This window comes from Streptomyces sp. NRRL F-5650 (assembly GCF_000721365.1).
GTDB lineage: Bacteria > Actinomycetota > Actinomycetes > Streptomycetales > Streptomycetaceae > Streptomyces > Streptomyces ardesiacus.
In genome coordinates, this window is record NZ_JOGV01000048.1 from 15,777 (window position 1) to 32,650 (window position 16,874).

A 16,874-nucleotide genomic window follows, 5' to 3' on the forward strand; every position below is an offset into this window, starting at 1 on the left:
CACCCCCAGGGGGCCGTTGCCGTTCTGATCGCCGCCGTCCACCCCCTGGTCCGCACCGCGTCTTCGAGGGCCTCGGCCGCTGCCGGGGCCCTGCGGCGTGTCCGCTCCCCCGCACGCACGCCTCCGGTGGCGGGCCGTGCCCGGGCCGGTGACGCTGGGACGGCACCCGTGAGAAGGAGCCGTCTCCATGCGCAAGCCGTCGTGCACCGTGATCGCGGCCGTGGCCCTGTGGGCCCTGTGCGCCGCCGGGGCTCAGGCCGCGGTGCCCCGCGTCCAGGGCCTGCCGGGCGACGTGACGGCGGCCGAGTGCGTCGGGGGCGGCGGAGTGATCGTCGTCTCGGCGGACGGGGACGGGAGCGGCTCCTTCACGCAGCTGTGCCGGGGCGGCATCCATGACGGACGGACCATCACCTGAGTGCCGCCGCCTCCGTTCCTCGCGCCCATGCCTTGAGTTGCGCACGCTGGGTACGCGGTCACGGCCCACCACGGCAGTCGGTACTCGAACACGAACGGGCGCGTGCAGCGGCCCGCCCAGAAACGGAGAAAGGCCGATGAGCGAGGCCAATCCCCTCAAGCGAGCAGTACGCAAGGTGACCGAGGGCCTGCACGGCGAGGCCGGCGGACCGCCGGACGGGATCCCCGGCAGGCCCGGGCCCGAGTCGCCTCCCGTGGCCGAGCCGACCGAACCCCGCGAGCCGCTGCCCCCGAAGCCGGACCAGAGCGGCCCGGACACCGTGTCGCCGACCGGGCAGCCGACCGGAGCGGACCAGGCCCGGGTGGCGCAGTCCGGCAGCTACCTCACGGACGCCCAGGGGACCCGGCTGTACGACACGGACCACTCGCTGAAGGCCGGGCCGCGCGGTCCCGTCCTGCTGCAGGACCATCACCTGCGCGAGAAGGTCATGCACTTCGACCACGAGCGCATCCCGGAGCGCGTGGTCCACGCCCGGGGCGCCGGGGCGCACGGTGTCTTCCAGAGCTACGGCACGGCCGCCTCGGTGACCAAGGCGGCGTTCCTGGCCGCCGACGTGGAGACGCCGGTGTTCACGCGGTTCTCCACGGTGGTCGGCTCGCGCGGGTCGTCGGACACCGTGCGCGACACCCGCGGGTTCGCGACGAAGTTCTACACCAGCGAGGGCGTCTTCGACCTGGTCGGCAACAACATCCCGGTCTTCTTCATCCAGGACGCCATCAAGTTCCCGGACGTGGTGCACGCCGCGAAGCCGCACCCGGACCGGGAGATCCCGCAGGCGCAGAGCGCCCACGACACCTTCTGGGACTTCGTCTCGCTGCACACCGAGGCGACGAACCACACCATCTTCTTCATGGGCGACCGGGGCATCCCGCGCTCGTTCCGGATGATGGAGGGCTTCGGCGTCCACACCTTCCGGCTGGTGAACGCGGAGGGCGCCACAACGCTGGTGAAGTTCCACTGGAAGCCCAAGCTGGGCGTGCACTCGCTGGTCTGGGACGAGGCGCAGATCATCAACGGCGTCGACCCGGACTTCCACCGCCGGGACCTCGCGGACGCCATCGAGGCGGGCGCGTACCCGCAGTGGGAGCTGGGCATCCAGACCTTCCCCGACAACCCGGAGCAGACCTTCGAGGGCATCGACCTGCTGGACCCGACCAACTTCGTGCCCGAGGAGCTGGCGCCGGTGCAGCCGGTCGGGCTGCTCACCCTGAACCGCAACCCGTCCAACTTCTTCGCCGAGACCGAGCAGGTCGCCTTCCACGTCGGCCACCTCGTGCCGGGCATCGACGTCACCGACGACCCGCTGCTGGCGGGGCGGCTGTTCTCGTACCTGGACACGCAGATCACGCGGCTGGGCGGCCCCAACTTCCCGCAGTTGCCGATCAACCGGCCGCAGGCGCCGGTCAACGACATGCTGCGCGACGGCATGCACCAGACGGCCGTGCACCGGGGCGTGGCGCCCTACCGGCCCAACTCCCTCGACGGCGGCTGTCCGTTCACCGCGGGCGCGGACACCAACGCGTTCGTCGAGGCGCCGGTGCGGGTACCGGAGGGGCGCAAGGTCCGTGAGGCCCCCGAGTCCTTCGGGGACCACTTCAGTCAGCCGCGCCGCTTCTGGCTGAGCATGAGCCCGGTGGAGCGCGAGCACATCATCGGCGCCTACACCTTCGAGCTGGGCAAGTGCTACGAGCAGGCGATCCGGGAGCGGACGCTGCAGGTCCTGGCCAACATCGACCCCGAGCTGTGCGCGGGCGTCGCCGAGGGCCTGGGGCTGCCCGCCCCGGAGCCGACGGTGCCCCTGGCCGACGTACGGCCCAGCCCGGCGCTGTCCCAGGTGGGCGGCACCTGGCCGCTGGACGGCAGGGTCGTCGGCATCGTGACCGGCGGGGCGGACCTGGAGGGCGTGGCGGCCGTACGGGAGGCGGTGCTGAACGCCGGGATGGTGCCGCTGGTGGTGGCGCCGACCGGCGGCACCCTCGGCTCGGGCGAGGCCGCGCTGACCGTGCAGCGCAGCTATGTCACCGCGCGGTCGGTCGAGTTCGACGCGGTGCTGGTCGCGGGGACGCCCGACATGGGCGGCGACGCCTACACCCCGCGGGACTACAAGGCGGGCCCGGCGCCCGCGGGGCCGGGGGCGGTCGACCCTCGGGTGAGCCTGCTGCTGTCGGAGGCGTTCCGGCACGGCAAGGCGATCGGAGTGTGGGCGGGCGGCACTCCCGCGCTGGAGGCGTCCGGGGTGCCCACCGACGCGCCGGGGGTGATCGTCGCCGACTCCGGCACCGCCGCCCTGGAACAGGTGACGGAGCTGATGGGCTCGCACCGGGTGTGGGAACGGTTCACCACGCCGCGGGGCTGATCCACCGGACCGCGGGGCCGGGCGCCGGAGCGGGCGTCCGGCCCCGCGGTGTGTTCAGCACAGGACGCGCAGCGCGCCGGGCAGCACCCGGGCCGTGACGGGTACGACGGCCTCGACCTCGCCGTCGGCGCCGTAGGGTATCGGCCGGTCGGCCTCGATGCGGACCTCCCGGCCGCGCAGGACCCGTACCTGGGGCCGGTGGACGTGGGCGCCCGTCGCCAGTTCGTTCATCAGGGCGAAGAACAGCCGCCGCGGTGCCCGGTGGATCATCACCACGTCGAGCAGGCCGTCGTCCACGCGGGCGGAGGGGGCGATGAGGCGGTTGAAGCCGTAATAGCCGGAGTTGGCGGCGACCACCGTGTAGCCGGTGAAGGCGTGCTCCTCGCCGTCGACCGTGACGCGGTAGCGCGTCGCGCGCCAGCCGGCGACGGCCCGGACCGCGCCCGCGTAGTAGGAGGCGGCCCCGCGCAGCAGGCGCGTGGCGTTGGCGTGCCGGTTGGCCAGCGCGTCGACACCGGCGTACACGCTGCCGAGGACAACGGCGCGGTCGTGGACGGCGGAGGTGACCTCGACGGTGTCCACGGGGCGGGGCTCGCCGTGCAACAGCACCTCGGCCAGCGCGGCCGGTTCGGCGGGCAGCTTCAGGGCGCGGGCGAAATCGTTGCCGCGCCCGGCCGGGACGAGCCCGAGCACGGCCGCGGTGCCGCTGAGGGCGCCGCCGATCCCGCCCGCCATGCCGTCGCCGCCGACGGCCAGCACCACCCGCCCCGACTCCCCGGCGTGCCGGGCGAGTTCGCGGGCGTGGGCGAGGCTGTGGCTGCACTCGGTCGTCAGTTCCGCCCCGGCCTCCCGCAGCAGCCGGGCCACCCCGAGCAGCGCGGCGGCCGAGGTGGCGCCGCCCGCGGTGGGGTTGACGACGGCGGTGAACTGTCGCATCGGTGTGCCTCCGGGCTGACGGATGGTGCCGGACTGTTGTCTCACGGGGTGGCGGCTGTCGGCCGGGCGGGGTCAGTCCGCGGGCAGCAGGACGCCCGGGTTGAGCAGTCCGTCGGGGTCCAGGCTGCGCTTGACGGCGCGCAGGGCCCCGATGCCGAGGGGGCCCGCCTCCCGGGCGTACCAGTCGCGGTGGTCGGTGCCGACGGCGTGGTGGTGGGTGATGGTGCCGCCCGCGGCGAGGATCGCGTCGTTGGCGGCGTGCTTGGCCCGGGTCCAGTGCGCCACGGCGTCCTCGCCCTGGGCGGAGACGACCGTGAAGTAGAGGGAGGCGCCGTTCTCGTAGACGTGCGAGATGTGGCACATGACCAGGGGCGGGGTGCCGGAGGCGGTGAGGGTGGCGGTGAGCGCCTCGCGGACGGCGGCGTAGAGGGCGGGCAGGCGGGACCAGTAGGCCGCCGTCTCCAGGGTCTCGGCCAGCGCGCCGGCGTCGAGCAGCGAGTCGCGCAGGTACGGCGCCGCGTAACGGCCGTGGGCCCAGCGCTCCCCGGGTCCGTCACCGGCGAAGGTGCCGCCGCACGCGCGCAGGACGGCGGCGGCGCCCTCGCGGCGGTGGGCGGTGTCCTCCTCGGTGCCCTCGAAACCGACGACCGCGAGGCAGCCGGCGTCCGGCTGTTCCAGGGAGGCGCCGATGGCGTCGGGCTGCGCGAGGCCGATCAGGGTCTCGGTCTCGTCGGACAGGCGCAGCACCGTGGGCCGGGGACCGTCCTGGGCGAGGCGGCGCAGGGCGGCGGCGCCCTCGTCGAAGGAGGCGAAGCGCCAGCCCTCGTAGCGGCGGACCGCCGGCCGGGGCCGTACGCGCACGGTGACGGAGGTGATGACGCCGAAGGCTCCCTCGGAGCCCAGGACGAGCTGGCGCAGGTCGGGTCCGGCGGCCGAGCGGGGGGCGCGGCCCGTCTCGAGGGTGCCCTCGGGGGTGGCGAGGGTGAGGGCGAGGACCATCTCGTCGAAGCGGCCGTACCCGGCGGAGGCCTGGCCGCTGGAGCGGGTCGCGGCGAAGCCGCCGAGGGTGGCCCACTCGTAGGACTGGGGGAAGTGGCCGAGGGTGTACCCGTGTTCGGCGAGCAGCGCCTCGGCCTCGGGGGCGCGCAGGCCGGGCTGGAGGGTGGCGGTGCGGGAGACCTCGTCGAGGTCGAGCAGGCGGTTCATGCGGCGCAGATCGAGAGCGACGAACGCGCCGTCGCGTCGGGGGGCGAGGCCGCCGACGACGGAGGTGCCGCCGCCGAAGGGGACGAGGGCCAGGCGGTGTTCCGCGCAGGCGGCCAGTACGGCGAGGACCTCGTCGTGGCCGTCCGGCAGGACGACGGCGGCCGGGGCGTCGGCGGTGTCGCCGGCCCGCATCCGCAGCAGGTCGGGGGTGGACTTGCCGCGGGTGTGCCGGATGCGGCTCTCCGCGTCCGTGCGCACGTCCCCGGCACGGCCGCCGACCGCCGCCTCCAGCGCACGGCGGGCGTCCTCGCCCAGCGGCGGCCCGGGCACCTCGATCTCTGCCAGGGGGAGCGCGGTGTCCTCGCGGGGCGCGACGCCGAGCAGTTCGCGCAGCAGTCCGGTCACCGTGTCGGGCAGCGGCGTCGCCCTGTCCGGGTCGCCCCAGCCGTTCCACAGCATGTCCATGGCCTGTCGTCCTCACGGTCGTGTCGAGGGATGCCGTCCGCACCGCCCCGCGGGGCGTTACACTGTGACACATGACGCCCAACCGTCACAACCATGCGAGCAGGCAGACCCCCGCGGACAACGACACGGTGCTGGACGCCGTGCGCGACTGCGTGATGGCCGTCGGCGTGCGGCGGACGACGATGACCGACGTCGCCCGCCGCGCCGGCGTCTCCCGGATGACGCTGTACCGGCGCTGGCCGGACGTGCGCTCCCTGGTCGGCGACCTGATGACCCGGGAGTGGATCGCGGTCGCCACCGGGGCGATCCCGGCGCCCGGCGAGGGCACCGGCACCCGCTCGCGCGTCGTCGAGGGCCTGGTGGCGGGGGTGGAGGCGTTCCGCGCCCACCCGCTCTTCCGCAAGATCGTCGACGTCGACCCCGAACTGCTCCTGCCCTACGTCCTCGACCGGCGCGGGGCGAGCCAGGATGCCCTGCTGGAGCTGCTGGCCGACGCGCTGGAGGAGGGCCACGCCGACGGGTCGGTGCGCCGGACGCACACCGGGGCGCAGGCCCGGTCGGTGCTGCTGGTCGTCCAGTCCTTCGCCCTGTCGCTGCGGACCATGACCGACGAGGACGACGCCGGGCTCACCCCCGCGGCCCTCCTCGGGGAACTGCGCACCATCCTGGAGAGGACCCTCACGCCATGAGCTCGGCCGACCGCCCCGCAGCCGGGGCCTCCCTGTCCGCCGCGCGGCGCTCGCGCGAGGTGGCCGACACCGTCGGCGGACCCGAAGTGGACGTCCTCGTCGTCGGCCTCGGCGCGACCGGTGCCGGTGCGGCCCTGGACGCCGCCGCCCGGGGCCTGAGCGTCGCCGCCGTGGACGCCCACGACCTGGCCTTCGGCACCTCCCGCTGGAGCTCCAAGCTCGTCCACGGCGGCCTGCGCTACCTCGCCTCCGCGCAGGTGGACGTCGCCCACGAGAGCGCGGTGGAGCGCGGGGTGCTGATGGAGCGCACGGCGCCCCACCTGGTGCGCGCGCAGCCCTTCGTCCTGCCGCTCACGCCCCTGGTCTCCCGCGGTCAGGGCGCGCTGGCCTGGGCGGGTTTCCGGGCCGGCGACGCCCTGCGGCTCGCGGCGCGCACCGCGCGGGCCACGCTGCCCGCGCCGCGGCGCCTGTCCGCCGTGGAGACCCGCCACCTCGCCCCGGCACTGCGCACGGACGGGCTGCGCGGCGGGCTGCTCTCCTGGGACGGCCGGCTCACCGACGACGCCCGGCTGGTGACGGCGCTGGCCCGGACCGCCGCGGCCCGCGGAGCCCGGGTCCTGACCCGGGTCAGGGCCCTGGAGCTGACCGGGTCCGGCGCCCGCGTGCGGGACGAGCTGACCGGCGAGGAGGGGGTGATACGGGCCCGCGCGGTGGTCAACGCCTCCGGGGTGTGGGCCGGCGACCTCGTGGACGGCATACGGATCCGCCCCTCCCGCGGCACCCACCTCGTCCTGCGCTCCGAGCGCCTCGGCCCGCTCCCGGCCGGTCTGCACGTGCCGGTCCCCGGCGAGACCAACCGCTTCGTCCTCGTACTGCCCCAGGGCGACGGCCGCGTCTACGTCGGCCTGACCGACGAGCCCGTGGACGGGGACGTCCCCGACGTGCCCGAGGTGCCGGAGACGGACGTGGGCTTCCTGCTCGACGTGCTCGGCTCGGTGCTGGACGCGCCGGTCCACCGCGAGGACGTGGTGGGCGCCTTCGCGGGCCTGCGCCCCCTGCTCGACACCACCGCGCCGGGCCGACCGGGCGCGGAGCCCCGCACGGCGGACGTCTCGCGCCGGCACGCCGTGCTCACCTCGTCCGAGGGCGTCGTCACCGTGGTCGGCGGCAAGCTCACCACGTACCGGCGCATGGCCGAGGACGCCGTGGACGCCGCCGTGGCCGCCAGGGGTCTCGCCGCCGGGCCCTCCCCCACGGCCGCGCTGCCGCTGGTCGGGGCGGCGGCTCCGCAGGCCCTGGCACGCGTCCGGGCGCCCCGTCGCCTGGTACGGCGCTACGGCACCGAGGCACCGGCGGTCCAGGCCCTGGCCGCCCGCGACCCCCGCCTCGCCGAGCGGCTGCTGCCGGGCCACCCCGTCACCGGGGCCGAACTGGTGTGGGCCCTGCGTCACGAGGGCGCCCTGGACGAGGCCGACCTGCTCGACCGGCGCACCCGCGTCGGCCTGGTCCCCGAGGACCGCGCGGCGGCCCGGGACGCCGTACGCGCACTCGTCGGCGGGATCGTCGAGGTGGGCAGAACCAGCGGGACCGGCGGGACCGGCGGGACCGGCGGATTCGGCGGGTCCGGCGAGTTCTCGGCGGACGCGGGCTGAGGCCCCCGGTCCGCCGAGCCGACCGGTACGGCGCCCGCCCGGCTCGGCGGGCTGGGGCGCCGAGTCGGGCGGGGCGGGCCGAACGGCGTCGGCCGGTGCGGCAGACGGCCCGGGGACGGGCGCCGCCTGCCCGGTCAGATGTCCCGGTCGTCCTCCTGGACGGCCTTGCGCAGTTTCGCCTCGATCTTGTGCTGGGACTGGCCTCCCTCCTTGACGTACTCCGTCATCGCGGTCCGCGCGTCCCGGTCAAGGTCGCGCCAGGCCCGTACGGCCGTCTCGTAGGTCTGCGACTGCCGCGGGGTCCACTGGTGCTGTGTCGGTGGCCCGTACGAGTCGCGCAGCTCCTCGACCCGGTGCTGTGCCAGGTCCGCCGCGCGGCGCTTGTGCACGAGCTCCTCGAATGTGTGTGCCACCACACCTCGACCGTAGTCAGTGGAACGCCTCGGCGCGCGTCGAGCCCGCGGCGGCCGGCGGCCGGGGTGCGCTCCGGCCGGTCCGAGTGGTCCACGCGGGCGGCGAAGAGCCTTAACATCAAGCCACCGACGACGGGGCCGGGCACATTGCGGCGACACGAGAGCTGAGGGCGGCGTGACGGAGATCGAGGGAGCGGCGGTGCCGGGGCGGCTGCTGATCACCCGTACCACCACGGGTGACGGCGTCGACGTCGTGGTCCTCGCCGGAGAGGTCGACCTGGACAGCAGCGGCCGCCTGCGCGAGGTCCTGCTGGCCTCGGTGGAGTCGGCCCCGGGCACGGTGGTGGACTTCGGCGAGGTCGGCTTCCTGGACTCCAGCGGCATCAACGTCCTCATCTCCGCGCACCGGGCCGCCGGGTCCCGCGGCGTCTGGCTGCGGCTCGCCGCCCCGCGCGACGCCGTGCAGCGCGTGCTGCGGCTGGTGGGCGTCGACGCGCTCATCCCCTGCTACCCGAGCGTGGCGGAGGCCCTCGCCGCCTGACCCGCTCAGGTCAGCGGCAGGCGCGCGTGCACCGTCTTGCCCCGCGCGTGCGGCTTGGTGATGACCTCGCCGCACAGCCGCGTGACGATCTCCAGTCCGTGGCGGCCGACCCGCGCCGGGTCACGGGGCAGGAAGGTGGGAAACGCCTCCCCCGTGTCCGTCACCGCGATCTCCACCCCGTCGTCCACCAGGGTCAGCACCAGCCGGCAGGGGCCGGGCGCGTGCCGCAGCGCGTTCGTCACCAGCTCGCTCACCACCAGACGAGCGGCGTCCAGGAAGGCGTCCGCCGGCCGCACGCCCCGTTCGGCGAGGCGTGCGACGAAGCCGCGGACGACGTCCCTGGAGGCGGGGATCATCGCGGATCCGCCCCTGAACTCGACCGCCGCGGACACGACGGAGCCGTCGGCGGTGTCGGGTCCGTGCGCCGGAGTCATACCGAGCCTCACCGTCCGGTCCGGGGCCGAGTGGAGGAGCGGAGGTCCCCGGCCCCCACGATACGCACCAGGGCGCGCACCACGATCCCTTTGCCCCAACTTCCGCCGGACGCGCCGTTCTTCGGCAGGACCCGGCCGACTGCGCGCGAACGGCCGGCCGGGCCGGCGGGCCAGGGGGAGATGCGGGCGCCGACCGCGGGCGCGGCGTCGCGGCCGTTCCGGGTCACGGTGCAGGCGCCGCTGCCGCGCCACCCGGACGGCCGCACCGGGACGCTCGGCCCGCCCGCCGGAACGGACCCGGCGGGCCTGCGGCACCCCGTCGGCGGTCCCGGCCGGCGGTCCGCCGCGTCGCAGGGGGCGCCCCTCGCCTCCGGGGGCCCGGCAGTGTAGACATGAGCACATGGTCCGACTGATGGGTCGATCGGGAGAACGGTCACCCCGTCGTCCCGGCGGCCCGCACGTCCGACACCGGCAGGACGCCGACCGGTCACGGCGGGGGGCGGACGCGCGGTCCGCCTCGGCGCTGCGCTCGGCGCTGTCCGGACGCAGCGTGGCCGGCCAGGTCTTCGTGATGAACGTGGTCATCGTGCTGCTGCTTGTGGTCGCCGCGGCGGTCGCGCTGGTGCTCCAGGTACGGCACGACAGCGACACGGAGGCCCGCAACCGGTCGGTCTCCGTGGCCGCGACGTTCGCCAACTCCCCCGGCATCGTCGAGGCGCTGCGCGGCCCCGACCCCACGGCGGTGCTCCAGCCCCGCGCCGAGGCGGCGCGCAAGGCCACGGACGTGGACTTCGTGGTCGTCACCAATCCGCAGGGCGTGCGCTACACCCATCCGAAGACGAACCGCATCGGCAAGACCTTCGTGGGGAACATCGGGCCCGCGCTGGCCGGGAAGACGGTGACCGAGGAGATCGAGGGCACCATCGGCCCGCTGGTCCAGGCCATCGTGCCCGTCAAGGCCCCCGACGGGAAGGTGGTGGGCCTGGTCTCGGCCGGCATCACGACGGAGAACGTGGGCGGGTTCGCCGACCGCCAACTGCCCCTCGTCCTGAGCGCGGCGGCCGTCGGGCTGGCCCTGGCGACCGGGGGCACGGCCCTGGTGAGCCGACGGCTGATGCGGCAGACGCACGGCCTGGGGCCGCACGAGATGACCCGGATGTACGAACACCACGACGCCGTTCTGCACAGCGTCCGGGAGGGCGTCCTCATCGTCGGCGGGGAGGGCAGGCTGCTGCTGGCCAACGACGAGGCGCGGCGGCTGCTCAACCTGCCGGCCGACGCCGAGGGCCGGCCCGTCGGCGCCCTCGGTCTGCCCTCCGACCTGGCCGGACTGCTGGCCTCGGGCCAGGCCGCCACCGACGAGGTGCACCTGGTCGAGGACCGGCTGCTGGCCATCAACCAGCGGCCCACGGACGTGCGCGGCGGCCCGGCCGGCAGCGTCGCGACGCTGCGCGACTCCACCGAACTGCGGGCCCTGTCCGGCCGGGCCGAGACCGCCCGGGAACGCCTGGACATCCTGTACGCGGCCGGGGTGGGCATCGGCACCAGCCTGGACGTCACCCGCACCGCCGAGGAACTGGCCGAGCTGGCCGTGCCCCGGTTCGCGGACTACGTCACCGTGGACCTGTTCGACCCCGTACTGGCCGGCGGTCAGCCGGACCGCGCGATGCCGCTGCGCCGGACCGCGCGCAGCGGCATCAGCGAGGACGTCCCGCTCTACCCCGTGGGCGGACAGATCCGCTACGTGGACTCCTCCCCGCAGGGCCGCACGCTCCGCGAGGGCCGGGCCGTCCTGGAGCCCCGCCTCGGCGAGGCCCCGGGCTGGCAGGCGCAGGACTACGAGCGCTCCGCACAGGTGGTGGAGTACGGCGTCCACTCTCTGATCACCGTGCCGCTGCGCGCGGGCAGTCTGGTGCTCGGGGTGGTGAGCTTCTGGCGTTCGGCCAAGCCCGAGCCGTTCGACGAGGACGAGCTGGCACTCGGCGAGGAACTGGTCGCACGGGCCGCGGTCTCCATCGACAACGCGCGCCGCTACACCCGCGAGCACAGCATGGCGGTGACCCTCCAGCGCAGCCTGCTGCCGCGCAGGCTGCCCGACCAGAACGCCCTGGACGTCGCCTACCGCTACCTGCCCGCGCAGGCCGGGGTGGGCGGCGACTGGTTCGACGTGCTCCCGCTGTCCGGGGCCCGGGTCGCGCTGGTCGTCGGCGACGTCGTCGGGCACGGGCTGCACGCCGCGGCCACCATGGGCCGGCTGCGGACGGCGGTGCACAACTTCACCGCCCTCGACCTGCCGCCCGACGAACTGCTCGGGCTGCTGGACGAACTGGTCGGCCGGATCGACCAGGACGAGACGCCCGACGACGGCACCGCCCCGGTGACCGGCGCGACCTGCCTCTACGCGATCTACGACCCGGCCGCGGGCTCCTGTGTGATCGCCCGGGCGGGCCATCCGCCGCCGGCGCTGATCCGGCCCGACGGCACCGTGGAGTTCCCCGAGGTGCCCCCGGGGCCCCCGCTGGGCCTGGGCGGCCTCCCGTTCGAGACGACGGAGCTGCGGCTGGCGGAGGGCAGCCGGCTCGTGCTGTACACCGACGGGCTGGTCGAGGACCGCGCGCACGACATCGACGTCGGCCTGGAGCACCTCCGCCGTGCGCTGGAGACGGCCGGCGAGACGCCCGAGGAGACCTGCCGGACCGTCCTGGACGCCCGGCTCCCGGACCGGCCGGGCGACGACATCGCGCTGCTGGTCGCCCGCACCCGGACGCTGGGCCCGGACCGGGTCGCCGAGTGGGAGGTGCCGAACGATCCCGCGGCGGTCGGCGAGGTGCGTTCCCGGGTCACCCGGCGGCTGGGCGAGTGGGGCCTGGACGAGCTGGTGTTCACCACGGAGCTGATCCTCAGCGAGCTGGTCACCAACGCGATCCGCTACGGCGGCGACACCGTCCACGTGCGGGTGCTGCGGGACCGCAGCCTGATCTGCGAGGTCTTCGACAGCAGCAGCACCTCCCCGCACCTGCGCTACGCCGCCATGACGGACGAGGGCGGGCGCGGCCTGTTCCTGGTCGCGCAGCTCGCCGAGCGCTGGGGCACCCGCTACACCCCGGCCGGCAAGGTCATCTGGGCGGAGCAGCCGCTGCCCTGACGGCTCGCGGGACCGCCCCCGACCGGCGGGCCCGGGCACCGTCGGCGTGCTCGGCCCGGTGGAGATGGCTCACCCGGGCCCGGTCGGGGCCGGTGCGGCACGAACGCGGGCCGCGGAAGGGGAGCGTGTCCCGTCTTCCGCGGCCCGCGTCCGTGCCACCGGGTCGGTACCGGTGTCAGTGCCGGAACGCGTCCTTGCCCTTCTCCTTGGCCTGCCGGGCGTCGCCCTTGGACTGGGCGGCGCGGCCCTCGGCCGTCATCCTCTCGTTGCCGACGGCCCGGCCGACCGCTTCCTTGGCCTTCCCCTTGGCCTGCTCCATCTTGGCCTTGGACTTCTGATTGCCGGCCACAGTGGTTCACCTCTCGGTGTTGGCTTGCGCTGTCTGCCCGGCGGGTCGCCCGGTACGGCGGTTCCAAACGTGCGGTCCGGGCGGGGCGGTCAGTTCTGCCCGGCGTGCGTGTGGCTGTGGGAGGTCTCCGGCGGGCACGTGCGGTCGCCGCCGGGACGGTCCCGGTGCCAGTCTCGGACCGCGACGGTCAGCGCGCAGAGCATGGCGGCGACACCGGTGCCCACCGACAGGCCCACGGCCCGGTGGTAGTCGTCGTGGGTGGCGTTCAGCGTCAGGTAGAAGAGCCCCGGCAGCGCGGCGGTGCCCACGGCGCCGCCGAGCCGCTGGCCGGTCTGCAGGGCGCCACCGGCCGCGCCCGCCATCCGCACCGGCACGTCGCGCAGGGTCATCGTGATGTTCGGGGAGATCACGCAGCCGCTGCCCAGTCCACCGAGCAGCAGGGCGGGCGCGGCGAGCCAGGCGGCCGTGTCGGACGGGACGAGCCAGAGCAGCAGCGCGGTCGTGCCCAGGCCCACCATGACCGCGACCAGTCCCCAGACGGTCAGCAGCCGCCCCAGCCGCTCCACCAGGCGGCCCGCCACGGCCGCGGCGACGGCCGAGCCCGCGGCGAACGGGGTCACCGCCAGGCCGGACAGGAGGGGCGAGTAGCCCAGTCCGTTCTGGAAGAAGAGCGCGAAGACGAGCCAGACCCCGCTGAACCCGACGAAGTACAGGGCTCCCAGTCCCGCGCCGGTGGCGTAGCCGCGGGTCTCGGTGAGCAGTCCCGGCTCCAGGAGCGGCTGGCCGCCCCGGCGGGCGACGCGGCGCTCCCAGCGCGCGAAGGCGACCAGGACGACGGCTCCCGCCGGGAACAGCCACCACACCCTGGTCAGGCCGCCGCCCTCGGCGAGCACCAGCGGCAGCATCAGGGCCAGGATCCCCGCCCCGAGCAGCGCCACGCCCACGGGATCGAGCCGCCCCCGGCCGCCGGGCGCCACCCGGGGCAGCAGGCGGAAGCCGAGGAACAGGGCAACCAGGCCGACGGGCACGTTCACGTAGAAGATCCACCGCCAGCCCCCGGCTCCCGCCAGTGCCAGGATCAGACCGCCGACGACCGGGCCCACGGCGCTGGACACGCCCACGGTGGCGCCGAAGAGCCCGAACGCGCGCCCGCGTTCCGCGCCCCGGAACAGTTGCTGGATGAGCGCCGAGTTCTGCGGCGCCAGGCTGCCCGCGGCGACTCCCTGGGCGAGCCGGGCGGCGACGAGCAGTTCGATGCCGGGGGCGGCTCCCGACGCGGCGCTGAAGAGCACGAAGGCGGCCAGGGCGGCCAGGAAGACGCGCCGCCTGCCGAACGCGTCGCCGATCCGTCCCGCGGTCACCAGGGTCAGGGCGAACGCCAGCGCGTATCCGGAGACGACCCACTGCACGGACGTCGGCGAGGCGTGCAGCTCGCGTTGCATGGAGGGCAGGGCCACGGCGACGATCGTCACGTCCAGGAGGGTCATGAAACCGGCGACCAGGGTGACCCACAGGGCCCGCCACCGGCGGGGGTCGAGTTCGTCCTCCGTATCCTGCACACGGGCTCCCCTCGTGAGGCTGCACGGGACGCGCCACTTCGCCCCACGCCTGCGTCACCCGTGACGGGCCCTTCAAACCCCGCGCTCAGCCACGTGCCCGGCCGCCGACCCCCAACCTCAACCATGAGATCCCATAAGGTGTACTTATGACCTCATAGAGCGGACCCGCGTACCGACTTAGGCTTGCCTTAGCTTAGGCTTCCCCAAGAGTCGATCTGTTACCGCTCGAAGGGAACCTGAACATGCCCCGCCCACTGCGGGTGGCCATCGTCGGATCCGGCCCGGCCGGGATCTACGCCGCTGACGCCCTCCTCAAGTCCGAAGTGGCCGCCGACCCCGGTGTTTCCATCGACATCTTCGAGCGGATGCCCGCCCCGTTCGGACTCATCCGCTACGGCGTGGCCCCCGACCACCCGCGGATCAAGGGCATCATCACGGCCCTGCACCAGGTGCTCGACAAGCCGCAGATCCGCCTCTTCGGCAACGTCAACTACCCGAGCGACGTCAGCCTGGACGACCTGCGCGCCTTCTACGACGGTGTGATCTTCGCCACCGGCGCCACGGCCGACCGCGACCTGTCGGTCCCCGGCATCGACCTCGACGGCTCGTACGGCGCGGCCGAGTTCGTCGCCTGGTACGACGGCCACCCCGACTTCCCGCGCACCTGGCCGCTGGAGGCGGAGAAGGTCGCCGTCCTCGGCGTCGGCAACGTCGCCCTGGACATCGCCCGGGTCCTGGCCAAGACGGCGGACGAGCTGCTGCCCACCGAGATCCCGCCGAACGTGTACGAGGGCCTGAAGGCCAACAAGGCGCTGGAGGTCCACGTCTTCGGCCGCCGCGGCCCGGCGCAGGCGAAGTTCAGCCCGATGGAACTGCGGGAGCTGGACCACTCCCCCAACATCGAGGTGATCGTCGACCCCGAGGACATCGACTACGACGAGGGCTCGATCGCGACCCGGCGCGGCAACAAGCAGGCCGACATGGTCGCCAAGACCCTGGAGAACTGGGCGATCCGCGACGTCGGCGACCGGCCGCACAAGCTCTTCCTGCACTTCTTCGAGTCGCCCTCGGAGATCCTCGGCAAGGACGGCAAGGTCGTCGGCCTGCGCACCGAGCGCACCGAGCTGGACGGCACGGGCAACGTCAAGGGCACCGGCGAGTTCAAGGACTGGGACGTCCAGGCGGTCTACCGTGCCGTCGGCTACCTCTCCGACCAGCTCCCCAAGCTGCCGTGGGACCTGGAGACGGGCACGGTCCCGGACGTGGGCGGCCGGGTGATCCAGGAGTCCGGCGAGCACCTGCAGTCGACGTACGTCACCGGCTGGATCCGGCGCGGCCCGGTCGGCCTGATCGGCCACACCAAGGGCGACGCCAACGAGACGGTGTCCAACCTGCTGGACGACTACGCGGGCGGCCGCCTCCAGACGCCCGTCTCGCCCGAGCCGGAGGCGGTGGACGCCTTCCTCGCCGAGCGGAACATCCGGTTCACCACCTGGGACGGCTGGTACAAGCTCGACGCCGCGGAGAAGGCGCAGGGCGAGCCGCAGGGGCGCGAGCGCGTGAAGTACGTCGAGCGCGAGGACATGCTCCGGGAGAGCGGCGCCTGAGCCGTGGTGTCGGGCACCGGCCCCTCCTCGCGGGGCGGCCGGTGCCGGACGTGTCCCGCCGGATCCGGGGCGGGCGTGTTCGGGACGGCGCTCAGACCTCCAGATCACCCTCGATCCGGCGTAGCTGGTGGCGGGCCATCGCCAGGTTGGCGCGGTTCGCGTCCAGCACCAGGTAGAGGAAGAGCCCGTTGCCGCCGCGGCCCTTGAGCAGGCGGATCATGTGGTACTGGGTGTTGAGCGTGATGAGGATGTCCTCGATCTCGTCCTTGAGCCCCAGGTGTTCCATCGTGCGCAGTTTGGACCGCACGACGTCGGTGTTCCCCGCGGCGGCGACCTCCAGGTTGAAATCCTTGCCGCCGCCCAGGGTGCCGAGCGCCATGCCGCTGGTGTAGTCGACCAGCGCGACGGCGGTCGCTCCGTCGATGGAGCCGAGGCATTCCTTGAGCGAGGTCTCCAGGTTGGCCATGCTGTTCCCTTTCCGTACGTGTTCGGTGTGCGGTCGGTGCTTCATACCGGCCGGTGGTGACCACCGGCCTGGGGGGTGGGCTGGTGGCCGGGCCGCTGCGGCGTGCGCACCGGCAGCGTCCCGATGGGGCGTTCGGCGGACGCCGTGACGGGTTCGGCGGCCGGGGCCCGGCCGCGTTCCGGCCCGAGCCCGGCGGCGACCAGTTCCCCGATCCGCGCGCCGCTGCGCCGGCCCTCCAGGTGCAGCCGGCCCACGTTGACCCGGCCGTCGGCGAGCAGGGTGAGCACGGCGGCCGGACCGGCGGCGTAGGTGGCCACGTAGCCGTCGGCCCCGCGCAGCAGCAGTTCGCGGAAGTCGCCGCGCGCGGTGGCCTCGGCCATGCGGTGCGCGACGCCGAGGGCGGCCGCGGTGAGCGCGGCGAGCCCCTCGGGTTCGGTGCCCGGCGCGTCGTGGGCGAGGACGAGCCCGTCCACGGTGGCCGCGAGCGCCCCGGTCATCCGCGGCACGCGGTTGCGCAGCCGGTGCAGTTCGTCGAGGACGTCGCTCTCGACGGCCATGAGCAGTCTCCTTTCGTCGCGCCT

15 protein-coding genes are annotated in these 16,874 nt (G+C 74.5%); 7 read left to right on the forward strand and 8 right to left on the reverse strand.

The features are described from left to right. Positions 1 to 187 precede the first annotated feature (187 nt). Both IG88_RS0131510 and catB read left to right on the forward strand, forming a co-directional pair. A complete protein-coding gene (locus IG88_RS0131510) occupies positions 188 to 415 on the forward strand; it encodes a hypothetical protein (protein ID WP_031048679.1) in 228 nt (75 codons plus the stop codon). A 136-nt stretch (positions 416 to 551) separates the two neighbouring features. Further along, positions 552 to 2,831 (forward strand): catalase CatB, encoded by a 2,280-nt coding sequence (gene catB, locus IG88_RS0131515; protein ID WP_031048681.1) that lies wholly within the window; start codon positions 552 to 554, stop codon positions 2,829 to 2,831. 54 nt (positions 2,832 to 2,885) lie between these two features. On the opposite strand, the gene IG88_RS0131520 is transcribed toward catB, so the two are convergent. Both IG88_RS0131520 and IG88_RS0131525 read right to left on the reverse strand, forming a co-directional pair. After that, positions 2,886 to 3,767 carry a diacylglycerol kinase family protein gene (locus IG88_RS0131520; RefSeq protein ID WP_031048683.1) on the reverse strand — a complete coding sequence of 294 codons (882 nt, stop codon included), beginning with the start codon at positions 3,765 to 3,767 and terminating at the stop codon, positions 2,886 to 2,888. Between the two features lie 72 nt (positions 3,768 to 3,839). Continuing rightward, entirely contained in the window at positions 3,840 to 5,438 is a 1,599-nt protein-coding gene (locus IG88_RS0131525; RefSeq protein WP_031048684.1) for an FAD-binding oxidoreductase, read from the reverse strand. A gap of 71 nt (positions 5,439 to 5,509) precedes the next feature. Between IG88_RS0131525 and IG88_RS0131530 the strand changes: the two genes are divergently transcribed. Continuing rightward, positions 5,510 to 6,127 carry a TetR/AcrR family transcriptional regulator gene (locus IG88_RS0131530; RefSeq protein WP_031048686.1) on the forward strand — a complete coding sequence of 206 codons (618 nt, stop codon included), beginning with the start codon at positions 5,510 to 5,512 and terminating at the stop codon, positions 6,125 to 6,127. Continuing rightward, positions 6,124 to 7,779, forward strand: coding sequence for a glycerol-3-phosphate dehydrogenase/oxidase (locus IG88_RS0131535; protein WP_234332386.1), 1,656 nt, complete (start codon positions 6,124 to 6,126; stop codon positions 7,777 to 7,779). Before IG88_RS0131530 ends, IG88_RS0131535 begins: the two co-directional genes overlap by 4 nt. 134 nt (positions 7,780 to 7,913) lie before the next feature. On the opposite strand, the gene IG88_RS0131540 is transcribed toward IG88_RS0131535, so the two are convergent. After that, a complete protein-coding gene (locus IG88_RS0131540) occupies positions 7,914 to 8,192 on the reverse strand; it encodes a hypothetical protein (RefSeq protein ID WP_031048689.1) in 279 nt (92 codons plus the stop codon). A 175-nt stretch (positions 8,193 to 8,367) separates the two neighbouring features. On the opposite strand from IG88_RS0131540, the gene IG88_RS0131545 reads away from it, so the two are divergent. Next, on the forward strand, positions 8,368 to 8,733 hold the full coding sequence (locus tag IG88_RS0131545) for an STAS domain-containing protein (RefSeq protein ID WP_031048692.1): 366 nt from the start codon (positions 8,368 to 8,370) through the stop codon (positions 8,731 to 8,733). A gap of 5 nt (positions 8,734 to 8,738) precedes the next feature. On the opposite strand, the gene IG88_RS0131550 is transcribed toward IG88_RS0131545, so the two are convergent. Next, entirely contained in the window at positions 8,739 to 9,167 is a 429-nt protein-coding gene (locus tag IG88_RS0131550; RefSeq protein ID WP_031048694.1) for an ATP-binding protein, read from the reverse strand. Between the two features lie 400 nt (positions 9,168 to 9,567). On the opposite strand from IG88_RS0131550, the gene IG88_RS0131560 reads away from it, so the two are divergent. Then, complete coding sequence (locus tag IG88_RS0131560) at positions 9,568 to 12,312, forward strand: SpoIIE family protein phosphatase (protein WP_199807522.1); 2,745 nt, start codon at positions 9,568 to 9,570, stop codon at positions 12,310 to 12,312. A gap of 175 nt (positions 12,313 to 12,487) precedes the next feature. On the opposite strand, the gene IG88_RS39285 is transcribed toward IG88_RS0131560, so the two are convergent. Both IG88_RS39285 and IG88_RS0131570 read right to left on the reverse strand, forming a co-directional pair. Next, a complete protein-coding gene (locus tag IG88_RS39285; RefSeq protein ID WP_037799605.1) occupies positions 12,488 to 12,661 on the reverse strand; it encodes a CsbD family protein in 174 nt (57 codons plus the stop codon). A gap of 89 nt (positions 12,662 to 12,750) precedes the next feature. Continuing rightward, positions 12,751 to 14,220, reverse strand: coding sequence for an MFS transporter (locus IG88_RS0131570; RefSeq protein ID WP_031048701.1), 1,470 nt, complete (start codon positions 14,218 to 14,220; stop codon positions 12,751 to 12,753). Between the two features lie 242 nt (positions 14,221 to 14,462). On the opposite strand from IG88_RS0131570, the gene IG88_RS0131575 reads away from it, so the two are divergent. Next, positions 14,463 to 15,827 (forward strand): FAD-dependent oxidoreductase, encoded by a 1,365-nt coding sequence (locus IG88_RS0131575; protein WP_031048703.1) that lies wholly within the window; start codon positions 14,463 to 14,465, stop codon positions 15,825 to 15,827. Positions 15,828 to 15,918: 91 nt separating this feature from the next. Here IG88_RS0131575 and IG88_RS0131580 read toward each other — a convergent pair whose 3' ends face one another. Together IG88_RS0131580 and IG88_RS0131585 are read right to left on the reverse strand one after the other, a co-directional pair. Continuing rightward, positions 15,919 to 16,293 (reverse strand): hypothetical protein, encoded by a 375-nt coding sequence (locus tag IG88_RS0131580; RefSeq protein ID WP_031048706.1) that lies wholly within the window; start codon positions 16,291 to 16,293, stop codon positions 15,919 to 15,921. Between the two features lie 41 nt (positions 16,294 to 16,334). Next, entirely contained in the window at positions 16,335 to 16,850 is a 516-nt protein-coding gene (locus IG88_RS0131585) for a roadblock/LC7 domain-containing protein (RefSeq protein ID WP_031048708.1), read from the reverse strand. Between the last annotated feature and the right edge of the window lie 24 nt (positions 16,851 to 16,874).

Coding starts and splice junctions, on each gene's coding strand:
- IG88_RS0131530 (WP_031048686.1), top strand. CDS start 5,510: ATGACGCCCAACCGTCACAACCATGCGAGCAGGCAGACCCCCGCGGAC.
- IG88_RS0131560 (WP_199807522.1), top strand. CDS start 9,568: ATGGTCCGACTGATGGGTCGATCGGGAGAACGGTCACCCCGTCGTCCC.
- IG88_RS0131580 (WP_031048706.1), bottom strand. CDS start 16,293: ATGGCCAACCTGGAGACCTCGCTCAAGGAATGCCTCGGCTCCATCGAC.
- IG88_RS0131510 (WP_031048679.1), top strand. CDS start 188: ATGCGCAAGCCGTCGTGCACCGTGATCGCGGCCGTGGCCCTGTGGGCC.
- IG88_RS0131575 (WP_031048703.1), top strand. CDS start 14,463: ATGCCCCGCCCACTGCGGGTGGCCATCGTCGGATCCGGCCCGGCCGGG.
- catB (WP_031048681.1), top strand. CDS start 552: ATGAGCGAGGCCAATCCCCTCAAGCGAGCAGTACGCAAGGTGACCGAG.
- IG88_RS0131525 (WP_031048684.1), bottom strand. CDS start 5,438: ATGGACATGCTGTGGAACGGCTGGGGCGACCCGGACAGGGCGACGCCG.
- IG88_RS0131550 (WP_031048694.1), bottom strand. CDS start 9,167: ATGACTCCGGCGCACGGACCCGACACCGCCGACGGCTCCGTCGTGTCC.
- IG88_RS0131520 (WP_031048683.1), bottom strand. CDS start 3,767: ATGCGACAGTTCACCGCCGTCGTCAACCCCACCGCGGGCGGCGCCACC.
- IG88_RS0131585 (WP_031048708.1), bottom strand. CDS start 16,850: ATGGCCGTCGAGAGCGACGTCCTCGACGAACTGCACCGGCTGCGCAAC.
- IG88_RS0131535 (WP_234332386.1), top strand. CDS start 6,124: ATGAGCTCGGCCGACCGCCCCGCAGCCGGGGCCTCCCTGTCCGCCGCG.